The sequence below is a fragment of the Gottfriedia solisilvae genome, from assembly GCF_002128405.1.
GTDB classification, from domain to species: Bacteria; Bacillota; Bacilli; order Bacillales; family Bacillaceae_G; genus Gottfriedia; species Gottfriedia solisilvae.
The window spans coordinates 231,494-251,785 of sequence record NZ_NETJ01000003.1 but is presented as its reverse complement, the minus strand read 5'-3'; the positions used below and the strand labels follow the sequence as shown (position 1 = coordinate 251,785).

Genomic DNA, 20,292 nt, shown 5'->3' with positions numbered 1-20,292 from the left:
CTACTCCTATCATTTCATTAAACTGTAATTTCACTAAATGCTTCTTTGATCAATTGAAGAGATCGCACTCTTCTTTCATAATCTGGAATCAACGAAGTAAAAATAAATTCATCAACGCCAAATTCATTTTGATATTCATATACACGTTTTTGAAATGCATCTTTTGTTCCTTTCAACACATCTGCATCACGAATTTCAGTAGTATAAGTTTGACCGGCTTGTTTTGCATAAACTTCAGCTTGCTCGAGCGTTCCAACATTTACAATTTGACCGTTTCCTAATGTCACGCGAACAGTTTGTAATTGAATCGATAATTTTAAAGCTTCTTCTTCCGTATCTGTCACAATTGTAGACAGTGCTAAAATAAATTTTGGCTTCCGTCCACTTTCATGATTAAACGAGCTATTATAAACTTGAATGGCTTCCTTCGCTGCAGCTGGATCATTATTAATAAATAAAGCAAATGCATAAGGGTAACCTTTTTGAGCTGCAAACTTTGCACTTGATACACTCGTACCTAATAAGAATAGCGGTACTCTGATCTGAGGTAGTGGTGAAGCTTGCAGTGAGTCAAATGAGCTTACCTTAGAAGCTTCTTGATATATAAATGTCTCTAATTCATCTATTTTCTCTTCTAGTGATTGGGGTTCTTTTATACTTTTTTGTAATTCCTGACTAGATTTTGGAAATCCACCAGGCGCTCTTCCAACACCAAGCTCGACTCTTCCTGGAGCTAGATTTGCTAATACATTAAAGTTCTCAGCTACTTTATAAGGACTATAATGCTGTAGCATGACACCGCCTGAACCAACAGCAATTTTTTCTGTTTTTGCTAGAATATGAGAAACTAATACTTCAGGGGATGAGCCCGCAATACCTTGTGAGTTATGGTGTTCTGAAACCCAAAATCGATTGAATCCTAGTCTTTCTGCTTCCTTTGCCAAATTAACAGTATTGATTAGTACTTCATTTGCTGTTTGACCTGGAAAAATAATACTTTGATCTAAAAAACCGTAATTAAGTCCCATATTACTTTCCTCCATTTTTGATTAAATATAGTACATTTCCTCTTCAGAAAATCGCTTTAAAAACTGTATTGTTCTTTCTTCTTTTGGGTACTGAAAAATCTCCTTAGGGTTTCCCTCTTCAACAATTACCCCCTCATCCATAAACACCACATGATTGGCAACATCTCTAGCAAATGCCATTTCGTGTGTAACGATGATCATTGTAATTCCTTCTTTTGCTATTGTTCTGATAATCGACAATACTTCACCAACTAATTCAGGATCTAATGCAGAAGTAGGTTCATCAAATAGAATGACTTCAGGATTTAAAGCGAGGGCCCGGGCAATCCCAACTCTTTGTTGTTGTCCTCCAGATAACTGTACCGGGTATGAATTTAACTTATTTCCTAAACCTACTTTTTCAAGCAGTTCTACACTTTTCTTGAATGCCTCTTCTTTTGGCAGTTTCTTTGCAACAATCAATCCTTCCATGACATTTTCAACGACCGTTTTATTTTTAAACAAATTAAATTGTTGAAACACCATTGCTGTTTTCTGGCGCAAAGAGAGAATTTCTGCTTTAGAAGCTCGACTAAAATCAACCTGAAAATTATCTATTTTAATTTTCCCTTTATTCGGCTTTTCCAAATGATTAATGCAACGAAGTAAGGTGGTCTTTCCTGACCCACTAGGACCAAGGATCGCAACAACTTCTCCCTTATTTACTGTTAAATCAATTCCTTTTAAAACCTGGTTTTTTCCAAATGATTTCGATACATTTTCTAGCGTAATCATTTCACACCGCCTCTACTAAATACACTGAATCTCTTCTCTAGTAAACTTGTCATCTTTTCTATGACAATCGTAATTCCCCAAAAGATTAAAGCTGCTGCAATATACGCTTCAAAAAACTTCCAATTTGTAGATGCTACAATTTGTGCTTTTGCGTTAATATCTACTACTGAAACAATAAATGCTAGAGTTGAACCGTGTAGCATACCAATAAATGTATTTGACAAATTTGGTAGACTAATTGCGAAAGCTTGTGGAAAAATGATTCGTTTTAAAGCTTGTGTAGTTGTCATTCCTACTGAATAAGCCGCTTCAATTTGTCCACGTTCAATACTTGTAATACCTGCTCTAACAACTTCTGATAGATAAGCTCCCGCTGTAATAGAAAATGAAATAATTGCAAAAACCATCATTGGAATAGAAGCTGAATTAAATGGAAGGTGATAATTTTTAGCTAATGAATCTAACAGCATTGATAATGAGTAATAGATGATTAGCAAATGAGTAATCATTGGTGTACCTCTAACAATTGTTACGTAGCCAGACGCAATTTGACTTAAAAATGGCACTTTATAAATGCGAACAATTGCACTAAAGGTTCCAATTAAAAATCCTATAAAAACGGAAACGACCGTTATGAAAAGAGTATTTGGTATTGCGGGTAAAATTTGTATAAATGCGGTCCAAATAAAAGAGAGATCCAGTTTCATAGTCTAGTACCTTCTTTCACTACAATGACATCGCGATTCAATTTTCCAAATAAATTACGAATTTTAAAGGCATTTCCTGACTTTTCCACACTTGTTTTTTCATATTTTATAAATCGTCTTTCTAATAAGATAAATCCTTTTTCAAGAAAAACACTTAATATAAAGTAAACCAATGCTAAAGCAAGATAGGATTCGATAAAATGGCGATTTAATAATCCTAATGTTTGTGATTGACCAGTTAATTCCATCACACCTAAAGTAAATGCGAGCGAAGTATCTTTTAATGTTCCTATTATTAAGTTCCCTAAAATCGGAATCCATATAGCGAATGCCTGCGGCGCAATAATGCGCTTAAATGCCTCGTAACCATTCATTCCAACTGAATATGCTGCTTCAATTTGACCGCGATCGACCGCACTAACTGAAGCTCTAATTCCTTCAGATATAAAAGCTGCACTGTGTAACCCATATGTTAAAATGACAAAATATAAAACATCGAATCGACTAACATCTACATTTAATAGCTTTAATATTTCAGGTACTCCATAGTAAATCAAAAATAATTGAATTAAGATTGGAGTCCCTCTAAAAAATGAAACATACACCTGCGATAATCTTTGAAATATAGGTACCTTATACATTCTAGGTAGGGCGACGAGCAATCCAACGCCCAAACCTACTAAAATTGAACTCCCTACAATAATCAAAGATATCTTTATAAATGGTAGTAATTTCAAAAAGTATTCGAAGATTAAACCAAAATTAAACTCAGCACCCATTTCTTCTCACCCTTTAGATTGATCTTTAGTTATCTGAAGTGAAATCTGCTCCCAACCATTTTTTACTTAAGTTCGCTAGTGTTCCATCAGCTTTAATTTCAACTAATGCTTCATCTATAGAATCTGCCAATTTTTGATCTTTCGCGTCATTCTTTCTAAATGCAAATAATACATCTGCCTCTGTTAAAGCCGGTCCTACAGTTTTCAATTCACCTGTTGGATCTGTTAGTGATAGAACAAAATCGGCTGCAACTGTTGCATCCACGCGTCCAGAGGTAATTTGTTGAACAGTATCATTTGCTCCACCATTTTGATAAACAATCTTAATCGCGTTATTGTGTTCTTTATTATAGTTTTCTAGAATTTGTGCTTCTGCACTCGTAGCAGTTGTTAATACTTTTTTTCCTTTTAAATCATCTATTGATTGAATTGAATCATTATCTTTTGCTACAACAATTTTATTTCTCCAGTGTGCATAGCTTTCTTTGTTAAATAAGTACTTCTTTTCTCTCTCTGGGTTTTTCTCAATTTCATGAGCAACAAAATCAATTTTCTTCGTTTCTAAGCTTAATAATAAGCTTGAGAACTCATATGTTTTTAAATCAAACTTGTATTCTGGTAATCTTTTATCTATTTCCTTTACTAGTTCAACGTCAAAACCAGTTAAATTTCCATCTTTATCGATAAAGCATACATTTGGAAATTGTGTACCCGTACCAACAACAATCTTTTGTACTTTAGCTTTTGTGCCTGAGGCCTCTGCACTTTCTTTGTCTTTATTGTTTCTTAACACACCAGCTATAATTAGGACTAAAACAATTAGTATTGCAAAAGTAATCGCAAATTTCTTCATCTTCATTTCCTCATCTCTAAAATTTTTTTAAAGTTTTGTTCCTTGTGGTCTTAGGGCTTGCCAAATTAACTCTTCTGATAATTCTTCCGTAGCTATGTTCAACCTTTCTGTTAATTCATCAGATAAAATAAACTCATAATTGTCTTCTCTTTTTATCCAATCATCAATCGCATAAACACCTGTTACAAAATGTTTTCCTCCAAGAACAGAGAGAACTGGCTTTAGTGCATACTCTAGGCTCAATAAATGAGCGATTGTACCACCAATAAATACAGGTAAAATGACTTTGTTTTTTAATCCATTTTGAGGTATCAAATCTAAAAATGTTTTTAATACACCGGAATATGAAGCTTTATAAACGGGACCAGCAATCACGATTCCAATGGATTTTTCGATTTTATTTAGTGCTTCTTTTATTTCTGCATCATGAAAGTCACTATTTATTAAAGACTCTGCTGGTAACTCCCTTATGTTTACTTGACACACATTCAAGCCCTCATTTTCCCATTTCCTCTGTACATATTGAACGATGCCGTTTAATCTGGATTTTGTTGATGTACTTGATGAAATAATAACAATATCCTTCAATGTTTCTACCTCCTCTATGAAAATGAGTTAATACCTATATTTCTTATTGGTTAACTAGGAATTAATTGTTACCAACTTTATCATTGACTGAAAATTTCGTCAATCTAATTTCTAATAGAACTTTTCTATACATTTATTGAATATTTGAATTAGCCTATGTAATTTTTTTCTATCTTTGAAAAGTTTGCTTGAACAATATGAGAATAAACAAAAAAGAGTTGGCTATTTTACCAACTCTTTACTTAATTTAACTATTTCATTTACTAATTCGGAATACTCTCCTCGATTACAAAAGATATTAGTTTGTAAATAAATCCCCTTCGTTTCTTCAATATGGATTGGGTATAATAGCCCGTCTTTCACTTCTTTCTTAACACTAATACTAGGTAAGAAGGCAATTCCAAATTTCTCTAGTATTAGCTTTTTGGCCATTTCTGAACTATCTGTATGAATTTTTATATTTGGTGGGGATTCTAGATTTTCAAATAAACGATGAATTCTAAGCCAATCTAAAGAACCACACTCAAAGAAAATAAGATTCTCCTTAGCAATATCTTGGATACTGATAGATTGTTTAGAAATAAAAGGATGGTCCTTATAAACATATAAAGTAATAGGATCCTCAAATAATTTAATAGATTGTAAACTAGGATGACTAATCTTCCTTACAAATGCAATATCAATTTCATTATTTAATGTCTTCTTCACCAATTCATCTGTACTACCCGTAATCATTTTATAATGTACCTCATCATTCATGACTGAGAGTTTAGGAATAATCTCAGAAATGACATAGTTTGAAACAGAAACTGTACACCCTATCTTTAATTCATTTGTTTGCGATTTTTTTTGATTTATATGCATCTTACCCTTTTCATAAATTTGCACGACTTGTTGTGCATAAGGTAAAAAACGTTTTCCCTCTTCTGTGATCATCACTTGCTTTCCTGTTCGATGAAAAAGCTTGCAGTTTAATTCTCTTTCTAATGATTGAATTCTAGCAGTAACGGTTGGCTGTGATAAAAATAAAGAATCTGCTGCTTTATTAAAACTCCCATAGTGAATCACGTAAATAAACGCTTCAATATTTTCGATATTCATTTTCATCACATCCCAAACATATTTTCATATCATTGATATAACATTTATTACCGTTATTTTATTCATAATTTATTCGTTACTATCGCACTAAATCCTTTTCAAATAAAAACTTACATTTTTTATTAGACGAGCCTAAAAACTCTGTAAAAAGACACACCCTCTTGATGGGGCGTTCTCTAGAAATCTTTCAAAGGAGTATTGATTTCAACTGTAAACATGAATAGAGCCAAATATTTAATGAACTCTATTGTGCTTTTTCTCATTCATTACTCGAGTGTATTCTTCTTCTAACTCAGATAACGTTATTTCAAATAAATGAGATGATTCTATTTTATAAACTCCAACTTTGATTAACTTGTTGATTAGATCATTCTTTCGAGTTTCAACCAATTTTCTTAACATATTTTCCAATTTAATTCCTCCTTACATCACAAATGTTTTAATCTATTTTATTTAATAACTTTACTTTTCTCATAGGAATACTTGGTATTTTATTTATAAAAATCCATCCGCCTCCTTTAAACAACATATTAATACCCCTCTCAACAAAGGATATCCCCTGGAATTGGCACGGTATTTTAAAAAACCGATGCCGAGGTATCATTGGACCAGTCCCTCCACCTCTTTTGGATAAGAAATTATTTATTTTATTATGCAAGCATTACATCTCTAACACACTTAATAAAAAAAATCCTCTTCTAAGATAGAAGAGGACTAGATTAATATCATCTCTTCTTATCTTTCAGGTATTACCTGATGGAATTAGCACAGTGTTCAAAAGAACCTGTTGCTGAGGTATCATAGGGCCAATTCCCTCCACCTCTCTGGATAAGATTATTTTTATGTATTTATATAATTTCCGACTGATTGAACCAAGATTAACCGATTTAAAAAATCGAGTCAACCCATTTTACAAATGTTAGATTTTTCAGTTATTTATTTTACTGTTTTTTTTAAGATTTATTATCTAATACAAGTAGGAAGGAATTGTTCTTTTGATTTCCATATTGTCTAAGTAACTTATTCTTTTGGTTTAGTCATATTTTCTGGTTTAACAATCCGGTCAAAATCCTCTTCTGTAAGAAATCCTGTTTTTAAGGCAGCTGCTTTTAGTGTCGTGCCTTCTTCATAAGCTAATTTGGCAATACTAGCTGCTTTTTCATAGCCGATGTGAGGATTTAGTGCAGTTACTAGCATAAGTGAATTATTTAAATGACTTTTTATGACTTCTAAATTTGCTTCTAACCCGCTCGCACAATGCTCGTTAAATGAGTTCATCACATCTGATAGCAGCCGAATCGACTGAAGAAAATTATAAATAATAACTGGTTTAAATACATTCAATTCGAAGTTCCCTTGACTCGCAGCAAATGCGATTGTCATATCATTTCCTACGATTTGAGTTACGACCATTGTCATTGCTTCTGATTGTGTAGGATTTACTTTACCTGGCATGATTGAACTTCCTGGCTCATTTGAAGGGATCATTATTTCACCAATTCCACTTCTTGGTCCACTCGCCATCCACCTTACATCATTCGCAATTTTCATTAGATCAGTAGCCAGCGCTTTGAGCGCACCATGAGTATAGACCATTTCATCATGGCTTGTTAATGCATGAAATTTATTCTTTGCTGATGTAAATTCATAACCAGTAAACAAACTAATTTCTTTTGCAACCAGTTCACCAAACATGGGATGTGCATTTAGTCCAGTTCCTACTGCAGTTCCACCAATAGCAAGTTCGTTCATATATTTCATACTGTCCAATATCATTTGCTCACTTTTTTCAAGCATACGATGCCATCCACTAATTTCTTGCCCTAAAGTTAAAGGCGTTGCATCTTGTAAATGTGTCCGACCTATTTTAATAATATGCTGATATTCATCTGCCTTTTGTAAAAAAGTATTTTTCAGTTCATTTAAAGCAGGAAGTAATTGTTTATTTAATTCAATGATAGCTGCTATATGCATTGCAGTTGGAAATGTATCATTCGAGCTTTGTGACTTATTCACATCATCATTTGGATGAATGCTCTTTATACTTCCAAGTGCTTCCAATATTTGATTTCCTCTATGTGCGATTACTTCATTTACATTCATATTTGTTTGCGTACCGCTACCAGTTTGCCAAACTACAAGAGGAAAATGTTCATCTAGCTTCCCACTTAGAATTTCATTTACAGTTTCAATAATGGCATCTGCCTTTTCATTATCCAATTTACCTAGCTCTTTATTTACCGATGCTGCACATTTTTTTATGATGGCTAATGCATGTATTAATTGAACTGGCATCCTTTCAGTACCTATTTTAAAGTTTTGAAAGCTTCGCTGAGTCTGAGCTCCCCATAATTTATCTGCTGGAACGTTTATCTCACCAATTGAATCTTTCTCAATTCTATACTTCAATTTCTGACCTCCTAGTTTTATAAAACTAATGAATTATTTTTATGCATGTATTACCAATTTTATAAAGTTTAAATCTTTTTAATGCTATTGCCTTTTGCAAAATTTGTTGGTCACTATTATTCTGCATTTAATAAATACATATTATTTAAGTAAGCGTACACTATTCATAAATTGAAAGTTTAAAATTAGAAAAAGCCAAAGACTAGTCTTCAGCTTTAACTACATTCATATATCATTTAGATTTTTATTATTTCCTTGTAATCGTATATGTGTACGATTTTGTAGCTTTTTTAATAGCATCTCCATCATTTTTGAAAATACTACTTTTAGCTTGTTCCGATGGTTCAATTGATACAGTAATCGTATTTACGCCCATATTAAGTGGAACATTAGCTGTAAAGGTTTGATCTGCATTAATCGCTACGAGCTGATTATTTATTTTTAGAATTCCATCTTTAATCGCATTACCTTTAAAATCAATTGATGTATTGGTTGTTTCACTAATAGGAGAAAATGGTGTAGTCACCACTACTGGTCGATCAATCCATCGGAACAAATTATCACTTATTGTCATCTTGTTGCCCCCATCATTTCGAACGATGATTTTCATATCAGTACCAATAGCACCATAACCATATAAACTAATATCATCATCAGTCATTGTATTTGGTGTATGATCTGGTAATCCTTCTTGATCCCACGTTCCACCTCTGACATATTTATACGTAATCTCAGTGCCTTCCTGTAATTCAACAGTGTATTCCCAATCTGCTGTTACCGCACCATTATGTGACATTTCCCAAGCATTTGTATCCCAGCCGTTCATACTATTTGGAATTGTCACCTTGTCATTTAAGTTTGTGCTTTCTGGAGCATGTACTTTAAATGTTACTTGTACCATTACGATATCTGGTTTTCCGATAACCTCATTAGACGTAACATATTTTCCTTTCTGGTTATAGACGTATAGTTTATAGTTATACGTTTTTCCATTTTCAACATCAAAATCTTTATATGTGGAAGTTGATGCACTTACAGTATCAACAATGACACCATTTTTCTCGATTGCAATTAAATATGGTACATCAATTGTACTAGGATTATTGATTAGCCATTTTAAGTTAACTTGCCCTGACTCCTGAACAGGCTGTTCTATACTAACTGAATCTGCTGGTGATACTGATGTTCCTTCCGTTAAGGTTACATTCTGATTTTCTGCATTGATCCAGCTTCTTCCACCATCCGAACTAAATTGCATATAATACGTATAACTACCTGCTTTAAATGATTTGAAGCTTGATGTAAATGTATTTACCCCATCCTTTGCTTCTACAAATTGAGCTGGATATACTAGAGTCACCCCTTCTAATTTCACTGCTAATCGAGCAGATACTCCCTCAGCTTGATTCATTGTTACACCTTGTATTGAAATTGCAGCTGAAACATTATGAGTTTTTGCTAGATCCAATTCTCCTTGTTTTACAAGTTCCTGATAGGTTAACACTGCTTTATCTAATGAATAATGTGGAACGGCCGGGACACTTGTCATAATCCTTGCAAGTTCATTTCCTAAATCATCAACCGCAATGACTTTAAAGTAGTAATTTTGACCATTAGTTAAATTATTTACTACAAATGTATTTGTTTTCACTTCTCCAACCTTATGGAATAATGCCCCATTTAACTTGGATTGGTAAACGATATATTTATCAGCATTTCCTTTCCAATTTAAAGTTGCAGTTTGAGAACCTTCTTGTACTGTTAAATTGCTTATTGAAACTGAAGGTTTCACTAATTTATTTGAAATTGTCATTCTTCCCGATAATGCAGGAATTGTCACAGTTATCTTTCCATTTGATACTTTTGCTGAGTATGTTGAATCTAATTGATCAACAAGTGTAGCACCATTTGGAATTAGTCCCTTTATGTCAATTTCAACAGTTTTTGATTCGTTTGAACGATTGATCATAACCAGAGAGGCTCTATCCTCATTAGTACGAACGAAACCATACACATCATCTTTTCCGTATACGTTATCTAAAGTACCCTCTGAGAATAAATTTTGATACTCTTGACGAACTTTCCCTATTTTTTGATAGTGCTTTATTAAATCTTTATCTTCTTTCCCCCACGGGTAAGTTCTGCGATCATCTGGATCTTTAGAACCGGTTTGACCTGCCTCGTCTCCATAATAAATAGTAGGTGCACCAGCATACCCCATTTGGATAATTGAAGCTAACTTTAATCTTGCTTTTCCAATCGAATAGTTATAATTCGGATCATCCTCAGCACGTTCGAATGAATCACTACCATTTCCCAAAACAAAAATAGCTCTAGACGTATCATGTGATCCAAGTAGATTCATTAATGCATATTGCGCTTCTTTTGGATAATCTTCTTGAATTGCAGTTAACGATTGAATGGTTTGATCAGCTTTTCCATTTTTTAAGAAATCTAAAATAGCACGTTGGAATCTATAATTCATGACTGAATCAAATTGATCCCCTAAAAGATATTTTGAAGCATCGTCCCAAATTTCACCTAAAATTAAAGGCTTTTCATTTTTTTCTAATGTTTTGGAATGTTCCCACTGATTATCGTCTTCGTTAAATGCTTTCAATTCTTTTCTAAATTCACGCCAAAAGTCTGTATCTACTTCGTTTGCTACATCTAAACGCCAACCTGATGATCCGTTATTAATCCAAGTCTTAGCAACAGAATCTTTATCATAGAAAATATAGTTAGTGAATGCTTCATTATTTAATTCTGAAGAGTGATTAACTTTATTACCATTAATAGATTTAAATACTGGCAAACTTTCATAACCCCACCAACCATCATAAGCATAATGCTCTAATTTATTTTCTGAATCAATCACTTTTTTATTTTCGATTGAAAACCAATTTTGGAACCCATATGGACTAAATTCTTGTCCTTCTTTATTAAATTTAGCAACCGCTAGCTTCTCAGCTTCTGATTGAGTGATTCCTTTTGAATTCATTAAATCATAGATAGTGGACCAATATTCATAAGCACCAACCGTTTTGTATTTATTATATCGATCAAAATAGATCGAATCGTCTGAGGAATGATTAAATACACCATCTAAAATTAAATGCATTTTACGTTTTGATAAAGATTTTACAAATTCTTTGAATTCCTTTGGTGAGCCAAACATTGGGTCTATTTCTTTATAGTCCGTTGCATCATATTTATGGTTCGAAGGTGCTAAAGCAATTGGATTTAAATAAAGCGTATTTACTCCTAAGGATTGTAAGTAATCCAATTTCTGCTCAATACCAAAAATATCTCCACCAAAAAAGTCATTACTGTATTGCCCATCTCCAGTGTACCCTGTTGGATTTTTGTCTTTTAATCTAGGATTGTCCGGTAATGCATTCCAATCTGTTTGATGTTCAATTAATTGAGGCCCTCGTCCATTTTTCTTAGCATAGTCATTTTTCTTATTTCCATTATTAAATCTATCAGGGAAAATTTGATAAACAACTGCCTTTTTCATCCAATCAGGTGTTTGGTATGATGGATCATAAACGGATAACTGAAATAACTCAGCATTTTTATCTACAGCAATCCCATCTTTTCCTTCTGCTCCACTTTCTCCATATTCAGCAGTATTACTTCCATCACCAAATAAAAATTTATAACCATATACTCCAACACTGTCTGGTACAAATGTTACTTCCCAATACTCTACTTGCTTTCCTTCCCTTTCATCTATGCCTACTTTATTCATTTTATAAATGGTTGTTTTACTCGTTAAATTGTTTTTTACAAAAGCGCTAGCACGTGTTAGGTCACCCATTTTTGCTGAAAAACGAAGAGTAACAGGTATTCCAGCACTTACCGCACCAAACGGTTGTCGATATTCTTCTTTCCAAGTATCGTGATAAATCATATCTTTATTTATTAATCCGTCATGCCCATTTGGATTATAATCTGTATAAACAGTTTTATTTTGACGGTTATAAAAGAATGTAATTTTTGTATCATCTAAGACATTTATAGAAGCATTCGAACTTGGATAAGCTTCATCCCAGCTATTCCCTAGTGTTATTTTATATTCATACTTTCCTTTAGGAATATTTGTAGAGAATTCATAAATACCGTCAAAGTTATAATCTGTTAAATATAATTTAGAATTACTTGGTGACCAATTCTCAGTTTCACCGATCGGAATTTGCAAATCCCCAACTAGTCTCGGCGTCTTTTCAATTGGAAGTGCATTATATTTTGTAGAATCAGTTATTTTATGAGTGCCATCATGATAATAAAATGTTACCTCAGAATCATGTTCTAAATGTAAAGCAATATTTTTACCATCTTCACCATAGTTTTCATCCCATGTTTGATTAATTGCTACTTTATATTCATAATCGCCTGCTGGTAGTGTACCTGTAAAAGTATATAGTCCATCACCTATCTGGTTCATAACTGTTATCCCTGTGGGATCCCAATCACCTGAATTTCCAAGTACTTTCTGAACATTACCTACGAGTGTTACTATTCGTGAGTTTGTTGGAGGAGCTGTTGTCACTACTGCATTTACTTCGTTTGTACTAGCATTATATGAAAATAAATAATATTGTTTAGAAACTACATTTAAACTCGCATTCGAATTTGGATAAGCTGCCGCTGTATTCCAATTATCTCCTAATATTATTTTATATTCGTAATTTCCCGCTGGGACTTGTGTAATATATGTGTACACATTATCGAAATCATTATCCAATAAAAATGCATTAGATTCTGATGGAGACCATTCTCCCCCATGATTAATACTCGGTTGAATATTTCCTACTATTCTAGGTAATTTATCTGAAGCTATTGGTGTATAAATAGAAGAGTCTGCAATTTTGTGAGTATTAGCATGATAATAAAATGTAACATTTGAGTCCGTGCTAAGCTCTAACACAATATTGTCTCCTCCTTTGCTTCCATCTTTTCCATAGTTTTCATCCCAACTACCATTAATAGCAATTTTATATTCATATTTTCCTGCTGGTAGCGAACCTGTAAAAGTGTAAAACCCATTTCCTTGATTTGTCAGGACTGTTTTAGAATCTGATGGATCCCAATCGGTACTTGCCCCTAATTCACTTTGTAAATCACCTACAAGTGTTACTGTTTTAACTTCTGCATTTACATGATGAGTTGGTACAACAAAATTCGAAACGATCTGTGCGACTAACATTAAAACAACTAAAATAGAAATTTGCCTTCTCCCCAAGTTCTTCCCTCCAAATGATTAATATAGAAAACATCTCGTAAATTTGACTCACACAACTAATGCAACCGCTTTCATTTTGGTAAATAAACAAATTGCAGATGTGTATAAACTAATTATCGATTGAAAATATAGTTTGTTCAACAAGTACTATTAGTCAAGTTTCTACATTTTTCATATACTTCTAGATAACATTTGCAATCGAATGCATACATTAATCAACTTTCTATTGGTATACTCAGGTGTATTTTTGGAGTGATTAGGGAAAACTAAAATAATAGTTCAGGTTCCAGAAGGCAGTTGGTAGTTTGCTGGAGAATTGGAATCCAACGAAAACTACTGAATTTGATGTAGAGGACTATACTAAATACAACTTCTATAAGAGAAATTTTCATAAGAAAGAAGGTATGAGACATGAGTGAAAACTTTTTTGCAAACTATAAAAAATTTGTTGTTCCACCTCAAGATCAACAAAAAGTTGAAAATGAAGAGTTTAACCCAAAGGATTATGCCTCTTATTATATTCTGACACTTTCTCTTAATGACCCCCTTATAGCAAACTGGAAAGATGCAATTGACTATGAAATAGATATTCATAAAAGCATATTAAAAGTATTAAAAGAGTTCAATGAAAAACAGATTGGTCATTATCACCTTAGGTTACTTGAGTTAGAGGATGATAACTCTTATTTTGTCATTGCTTTGTCTTGTAAAAATGAAATTCATGAACCAATTGAAATGATCTCCGATTATATAGAAAAAATGATTTCAACACCTTTTTATATTGGGCAAAACTGGTACAGAATTATCGGTCATAAAGGTAGGGTTGAACGTAAAATCTTTCATATTTCATTACAGGAATACAGTACGTAAAAATGCTTCAAATGATAAAGTTCAACATAGAAACCAAACTATAAAAAAATGAAAAACCACCTTAGAAGGTGGCTTTTTATATATATTTCAAACTCTGCGATAATAAAAGATGATGTTATTACTGATTATCGGGTTACCAAAAGTTCCTTCATGTTGATGAATGATCTTTCTTTTTTCAAAAATACTCATTGTTATATAGGTTTGAATAGCCACTGAATATTATTAACTAAACCTATTATCGCTGCCCATTAGTCTTTTCCTTTACACTTTTATCGTACTTATTTAATAAACAATCTAAATTTTGACTAATTTGAATGACTTCTTGAGAAGACAGGGAAGATTGAAGAGTTAAATTGATCATTTCTAACCGTTGTTTTTCAATTTCTTCCAGTAATTTCTTTTCTTTATGCATTCCCAAATTACCTCTTTTAAAAATAATTAGAAATTCATCAACCACTGTAACCTCTTAGTCCTCAGATGAAATTCCAAGAAACTATAAAGGTGTACCACTGACCATGTTTCATTAAAATTCTAAAATCGCAATGCATTGTCTTATTTATATAAATCATTTAATAGACTATCTATGCGACTATATTTTTCTATATATGAATTTAATAAATTTTTAAAGATATTAGCGGCAGCTCCAATATGCTTTTCTTTATGGTGGATTATTGTTACTTTTCTTTGAAGAGCTGGTTTGATCCGAATTGCTCTCAAACTTCCATTATCCTCTAAATTATAAAGTGTCCTTGATAGGATTGTAGCTCCTCTACCTTCCTTCACTAGACTAACGATTGATTTTATATCAGACGATTCAATAATTGGTTCTATCAATATGCCTTGGTTTCCACATAGATCATCAAACCATTTTCTAAAAGAATGATCTCTAGGGTTTAAGATGAATGGTATATCTTCTATTTGACTTAAATCTAGATAGTTTCTGTTTGCTAATAAATGCTCCGAATGTACGACTAGACAAAATTCCTCTTCATATAAAGGAATGATATTTAATCCGTCATCCTCTTTCGGCATGATTGTCAATGCTAGATCCAGTTCATTTTGTTTTATTTTTTCAATAACATCATCAAGCACAAAAAACTGCAACTGTATTTGTGGATACATGGCATGAAACTCTAGTAATGCCATAGAAGCAATATGACTTAAATCACCTGAAAGTGCACCGATTATCAACTTGCCTCTATTCAGTTTTTGTAATTCCTGTAATTGATCATTAGCACTTTTGATTATATTAAAAATTTGCTGTGAATGTTCTAGTAAAATTTTGCCTGCTTCAGTAAGTGCTATTTTTTTACCTAATCTATCAAAAAGTCGTATACCAAGTTCCTCTTCTAAGGCTTTGATTTGATAGCTTAAGGTAGGTTGCCCAATTCTTAATTTATCTGCAGTTTTTGTAAAATGCATTTCCTCACAAATTGCCATAAAATATTCTAATTGTTTCAGCTCCATTTTTTTCACCAACTTTTTCATTTTCATCATGTTAGGGTGCAATTCGTAAATACTTCAAAATAATTAGAAAATATTTAGTAAAAAAAATTAATACATTTTGTAGAGGAATTTATATTTCTATGCAAACACGCTCTTTGAAAGTTCCTACTGAATCAGCAATCTGTTTACCTTTTATAAGCACACTACTTAAGTTATCATTTTTTGCAGTATCAGAAAAAGTAATTTCATTATCTTTTCCTATAATTTTTTCAACTATAACTATCCTAATTTCTGGTTTCTTTTAAACTTTAATAATATTTATGCTTCTAATGTTTCTACCAGCTTTCATACAGTTACGCTTAATATTAAGAGGATTCTGATCTTATAACAATACAAGATTTTCGATTAGAATGATTCATATTTTTAATGAAATGATTTTAGTATATTCTCTCATTCCAATCAACTCCTATTCAATTGAAGTAAGACTCCTTGATAGGATACCGATTATGAAAAGTATTTTAAAGAAAAAGAACACATTCCAAAGTAACGAATGTGTTCCTTTCAAATACTTCCTTATCTAAAAAGTTATTAACTCTATTGAGTTGCCATTGTCATTTTATCTGCTTATTAAATGTAAAGAATGGATTTCTACTCATATCCGAATTCATTTTGATTTCCCTGTATTAACCAAATCTACGTTTACTTTAACTTTAAAATTCAGGTTTGAGTAAACTTCATTCCAATTCATCTTGTTCCATCTTTCATAAGTTAAATGATTACGTACCAAAGTTCCTATTCCAATAGGATCTGTCTGATGTTTTTGTAATTTGATAAACAGCTTTTTTGAATTGGTTTTTAAATAATTTTCTAATTGTCTTTGATACTTTTCTTTACTCAAATCCATTTTACCTGTGTATTCAAGGACGCTTCCTTTTAAATCTAGAATTACTTCAGCCGACATATTCTTTCTTTTACTAGTGTTTATTTTTTTATCATTCTTAGAAATGATATCACTTAACAAAAGCTGATCATTTTTTCCTGACTCTTCATCACGAATACTCATCATTAAACTACCATTTTTGATGTCTCCGCTTAATAAATTAAGGATTTGTGTTTCACTTAAAGTTAGGAGTTTAACATATTGATCTCCTTTAAAAGTACCTAATCCTATTAATTCTATATTCTCGCCTTTATATGAAAAAACTGGTAAAACCGGATCAATACCATCGTCATAATAATCTCTTAAAAAACGATATTTATCTGTATTTAAAACTTTATTTTGAGATGCTAATTTATCAATGAACGTATAAAGGTATTCAGCATTATCTGGTACTGATGGTATCTTTTTTTTTAGAAGCTCTTCTCCTTTTCCCTCCACAATCGCAAATTTAGTGCGAGTTCCGACTTCTGGATCACTTGTAAGCGTCTCAACAATATTTATAAGTCCTTTTTTTGATAGTTCCTCCCCAAAGAGAACCGTATTCTGCCCTCCAACTAGCTTTAAATTTGTTAAATTTTGAAGTTTAATGAAGGAGTCATGAGATGATTTTCCATTTGCAGTTATAGTCTGAGTACCAAACTTTCCTTCTTTAGAAACAGTTGGAAATAGGACAGTTATATTTATAGGATTTTCTTTAGTTTCCGACAAATCGAAAGCAACTGATTGAATAATTGCTAAATCTTCAATAACATTACTACCTCCACAACCTGTTAAAAACAAACTACTTATTGCGAACAATACAGTAATTTTATTAAGCATGATCTGTCTCCCTATTATTCATTTTTTTAAGAAGAATTTGAGTAAAAAGGATGCATAACACAAAGATAGGTAATGCCCAAGCTATACCAATTGCACAATAACTCAGCCACTTTAACCACTTTTCGACATCCACCAAGGAATCTGGGATCAATGCAAGTATAAAACCACTTGCTAGTATAATGAATATCCAAAAATTAGGCTTAACCCTTTTCGTCATATTTCCAAAAATTTGCTGAGCTCCCCAGAAATAAATTACACTTATTGATAATATCTTGAAAGCAAAAACGGAAAAGCAGAGATTTTCTGCTCGTGAAAGAAAAGCAACTTCTGTATATTCAAACAATGTCATAACTGGGAATAAATCATTTATTATTTGATTGAAGCTAAAAAAGCCAAAGCATATAGCAGTGACAAGTAAATAGCCTACCGTGGTCAGAAGATTTCCAATAAAAAGAGCCTTTGTCCATTTTTTTTCTACCATAGGGAAAAAAAGAATGGAAACTTCAATACCCAAAAATGCTGTATAAACATGAAGTGCCCCCTTAAAAAAATCAGTTTCTCCTTTAAAAAAGAAAGTCGTATAACGTGCAAAATCAAATTCTGGAATAAGATAAAAAAGCAAAAAAAGCATCGGTTGCACGATAGCGCATAAAACAACAATTGCTTTAGTCATCTTGTAGATTCCACCTCTTAATAATTGGAAACAAAGAATAATAAATAAAATGACAAAAAGTGAGACTGGTAAAGTTGGAAAAAACATCATTTTAAATACGAAGATATATGCCCTCATAATCATGCTTGCCATTCCAATCCAAATACCAATAATAAACAAATAGATGGGCACCATTACCCATTTGGGAACCGTCGCCTCAATGATTTCAAAAATTGACCTTCCTTTACCCAACTTATAAATGATTGCAATCATCATAATATTAATATTAACGAGTACGAAAATGAAAATAATACTTAACCAGCCATTTGTTCCGAAATATTCGGCAATAAACCGAGGTAAACTATACAAGACAAGACCATTTTGAATCATATAGATTAGTATAGATAATTGAAATGGATGGAGTCGTTCCTTCATATGATCACCATTAATTCCTCTCTTTTTCACCATCGTTTTGCATCGCTGGTTGCCCCTTCTTTATTTTATAAAAAGGCCCTCTCACAATACTATCCATCCAATCTTTGAAAAAGGTTGGAGAAATCGGCATAAAATAAGGTGAAGATAAATTTGTTAATCCTGTTATGTGGATGGTTAATATACCTAAAGCGAAAAAAATCCCAATATTCCCCATAAATCCTGCCATTATAATAAATAGAAACCTAACCATTCGAATGGAAGCACTCATAATATAACTTGGGACGATGAATGAAGCAATGGCCGATACAGCTACAACAATGATTAAGATATTACTAGTAATCCCAGCTTCAACAGCTGCTTGGCCAATTACAATACCGCCTACAATTCCAATTGTTTGACCAATTTTTGTAGGCAGTCTAGCACCCGCTTCCCTTAGCAGTTCAATGACAACTTCTAAAAATATAGCTTCAACGATAGGCGGAAAAGGAACTCTACTCCTAGACTGCATAATGCTTTGAAGTAGTGATTGTGGAATCATTTCGTAATGATACGTACAGATAGAGACATAAAAAGCTGTGAGTATTAATGTAATAAATAAAGCTATGTATCGCAGAATCCTAACCCCTGTTCCTATAATCCAACGCTGATTATAGTCATCTGGTGACTCAAAAAAATCAAAGAAACTAGAAGGAGTACAAAAAATGTTTGGACTATCATCGACAAGTCCGATTATCTTTCCAGCATATAGTTTTGATACAGCTATATCTGGCCTTTCAGTCGTATAAAATTGTGGGAATGGCGAATTTTGATGATCATCTATTATTTGAATCAAAACATTAGAGTCAGTTATGGAATCAACTTTAACAGATTCAATCCTCACTTTTAGATGATTCACAATATCCATATTTGCAATACCCTCAATGTAAATTAAAAGAACTTTTGTTTTTGAAATTTCCCCAACAGATAACTTAATCATTTTTAAGCGAGGACTTCTGACTCTTCTTCTTATCAACGATACGTTTGTTTTTAATGCCTCATTAAAAGAATCATGAGGCCCACTTATGACAGTTTCTGATTCAGATTGTGCAATGGCACGTTCCTCGGATCCTGATACATTTATTAAATATGTATTCCTCCCAATGAACAATGCTACATTACCATCTAATATTCCATTTAATACTTCTTCTTGATTATTTTCTCGTTTAAACAGTGATTGTTGAAACGATTTTTCGAAATTATTGAATGATGACATTTCTCTTAAGGGTGAAAGTATTTCCCACTCTAATGTGTTGGAATCTACTAATGAGTTTAAATAAATAATGTGAATTTCATCCTGATTAAATGAACGATGAACAAGGTCAAAACTATTCCCTAATTCTGTCAGCGTCTTTTCATAAGTAGCTTCTATAATAGTACTTTCATTAGAGGCTTCAATAATTGTTTTTTCATAAGAAACTTCAGTAATTGTTTTTTCATTAGAGGCTTCAGTAATTGTTTTTTTTTCATTAGAAGCTTGTATATTACGATTCTTTTGATGCATATAATATAGATTTATAAAATCTGTAGCCTTTTGTAAGAGAATCTTAATCCTTTTGATTATTGCTCGAAAGCGACCCATTTTAGTACCTACCTTTTAAAACAGT

General features: G+C 32.5%; 16 protein-coding genes and 2 riboswitches. Of the genes, 1 reads left to right on the top strand and 15 read right to left on the bottom strand.

Annotation, left to right across the window (positions count from 1 at the left end):
• Window positions 1–17: 17 nt before the first annotated feature.
• The 10 genes from CAB05_RS10435 to CAB05_RS10390 all read right to left on the bottom strand — a co-directional run bounded on the left by CAB05_RS10435 (window position 18) and on the right by CAB05_RS10390 (window position 13,487).
• Window positions 18–1,028: an LLM class flavin-dependent oxidoreductase gene (locus CAB05_RS10435; RefSeq protein WP_087999780.1), complete on the bottom strand. Its 1,011-nt coding sequence runs from the start codon at window positions 1,026–1,028 to the stop codon at window positions 18–20.
• A 21-nt stretch (window positions 1,029–1,049) separates the two neighbouring features.
• Window positions 1,050–1,802 carry an amino acid ABC transporter ATP-binding protein gene (locus CAB05_RS10430; protein WP_087999779.1) on the bottom strand — a complete coding sequence of 251 codons (753 nt, stop codon included), beginning with the start codon at window positions 1,800–1,802 and terminating at the stop codon, window positions 1,050–1,052.
• Window positions 1,799–2,509: an amino acid ABC transporter permease gene (locus CAB05_RS10425; protein WP_087999778.1), complete on the bottom strand. Its 711-nt coding sequence runs from the start codon at window positions 2,507–2,509 to the stop codon at window positions 1,799–1,801. The genes CAB05_RS10430 and CAB05_RS10425 overlap by 4 nt, the downstream gene beginning before the upstream one ends.
• Window positions 2,506–3,288: an amino acid ABC transporter permease gene (locus tag CAB05_RS10420; protein ID WP_087999777.1), complete on the bottom strand. Its 783-nt coding sequence runs from the start codon at window positions 3,286–3,288 to the stop codon at window positions 2,506–2,508. Before CAB05_RS10420 ends, CAB05_RS10425 begins: the two co-directional genes overlap by 4 nt.
• Before the next feature lie 25 nt (window positions 3,289–3,313).
• The gene (locus CAB05_RS10415) at window positions 3,314–4,141 is read right to left on the bottom strand and encodes a transporter substrate-binding domain-containing protein (RefSeq protein WP_087999776.1); all 828 of its coding nucleotides are present in this window, start codon (window positions 4,139–4,141) and stop codon (window positions 3,314–3,316) included.
• A gap of 27 nt (window positions 4,142–4,168) precedes the next feature.
• Window positions 4,169–4,729 (bottom strand): NADPH-dependent FMN reductase, encoded by a 561-nt coding sequence (gene ssuE / locus CAB05_RS10410; protein WP_087999775.1) that lies wholly within the window; start codon window positions 4,727–4,729, stop codon window positions 4,169–4,171.
• Between the two features lie 222 nt (window positions 4,730–4,951).
• Window positions 4,952–5,830: a LysR family transcriptional regulator gene (locus CAB05_RS10405; RefSeq protein ID WP_087999774.1), complete on the bottom strand. Its 879-nt coding sequence runs from the start codon at window positions 5,828–5,830 to the stop codon at window positions 4,952–4,954.
• A 234-nt stretch (window positions 5,831–6,064) separates the two neighbouring features.
• Window positions 6,065–6,232, bottom strand: coding sequence for a Fur-regulated basic protein FbpA (locus CAB05_RS10400; RefSeq protein WP_235821453.1), 168 nt, complete (start codon window positions 6,230–6,232; stop codon window positions 6,065–6,067).
• 137 nt (window positions 6,233–6,369) lie between these two features.
• Window positions 6,370–6,467, bottom strand: a riboswitch (SAM riboswitch).
• Between the two features lie 95 nt (window positions 6,468–6,562).
• Window positions 6,563–6,665, bottom strand: a riboswitch (SAM riboswitch).
• 185 nt (window positions 6,666–6,850) lie between these two features.
• A complete protein-coding gene (gene fumC, locus CAB05_RS10395) occupies window positions 6,851–8,239 on the bottom strand; it encodes a class II fumarate hydratase (protein ID WP_087999772.1) in 1,389 nt (462 codons plus the stop codon).
• Window positions 8,240–8,486: 247 nt separating this feature from the next.
• Window positions 8,487–13,487: a pullulanase X25 domain-containing protein gene (locus tag CAB05_RS10390; RefSeq protein ID WP_087999771.1), complete on the bottom strand. Its 5,001-nt coding sequence runs from the start codon at window positions 13,485–13,487 to the stop codon at window positions 8,487–8,489.
• Window positions 13,488–13,898: 411 nt separating this feature from the next.
• On the opposite strand from CAB05_RS10390, the gene CAB05_RS10385 reads away from it, so the two are divergent.
• Window positions 13,899–14,357 (top strand): hypothetical protein, encoded by a 459-nt coding sequence (locus tag CAB05_RS10385; protein WP_087999770.1) that lies wholly within the window; start codon window positions 13,899–13,901, stop codon window positions 14,355–14,357.
• 235 nt (window positions 14,358–14,592) lie between these two features.
• Here the strand turns inward: CAB05_RS10385 and CAB05_RS10380 are convergent, their stop codons facing one another.
• The 5 genes from CAB05_RS10380 to CAB05_RS10360 form a co-directional block, all read right to left on the bottom strand.
• Entirely contained in the window at window positions 14,593–14,814 is a 222-nt protein-coding gene (locus tag CAB05_RS10380) for an aspartyl-phosphate phosphatase Spo0E family protein (RefSeq protein WP_087999769.1), read from the bottom strand.
• 95 nt (window positions 14,815–14,909) lie between these two features.
• Entirely contained in the window at window positions 14,910–15,824 is a 915-nt protein-coding gene (locus CAB05_RS10375) for a LysR family transcriptional regulator (RefSeq protein WP_087999768.1), read from the bottom strand.
• A gap of 643 nt (window positions 15,825–16,467) precedes the next feature.
• Window positions 16,468–17,562, bottom strand: a complete 1,095-nt coding sequence (locus CAB05_RS10370; RefSeq protein ID WP_087999767.1) for a Ger(x)C family spore germination protein — start codon at window positions 17,560–17,562, stop codon at window positions 16,468–16,470.
• Window positions 17,555–18,649 carry a GerAB/ArcD/ProY family transporter gene (locus CAB05_RS10365; RefSeq protein WP_268876407.1) on the bottom strand — a complete coding sequence of 365 codons (1,095 nt, stop codon included), beginning with the start codon at window positions 18,647–18,649 and terminating at the stop codon, window positions 17,555–17,557. The genes CAB05_RS10370 and CAB05_RS10365 overlap by 8 nt, the downstream gene beginning before the upstream one ends.
• A 10-nt stretch (window positions 18,650–18,659) precedes the next feature.
• Window positions 18,660–20,267, bottom strand: a complete 1,608-nt coding sequence (locus CAB05_RS10360) for a spore germination protein (RefSeq protein WP_087999765.1) — start codon at window positions 20,265–20,267, stop codon at window positions 18,660–18,662.
• Window positions 20,268–20,292 lie beyond the last annotated feature (25 nt).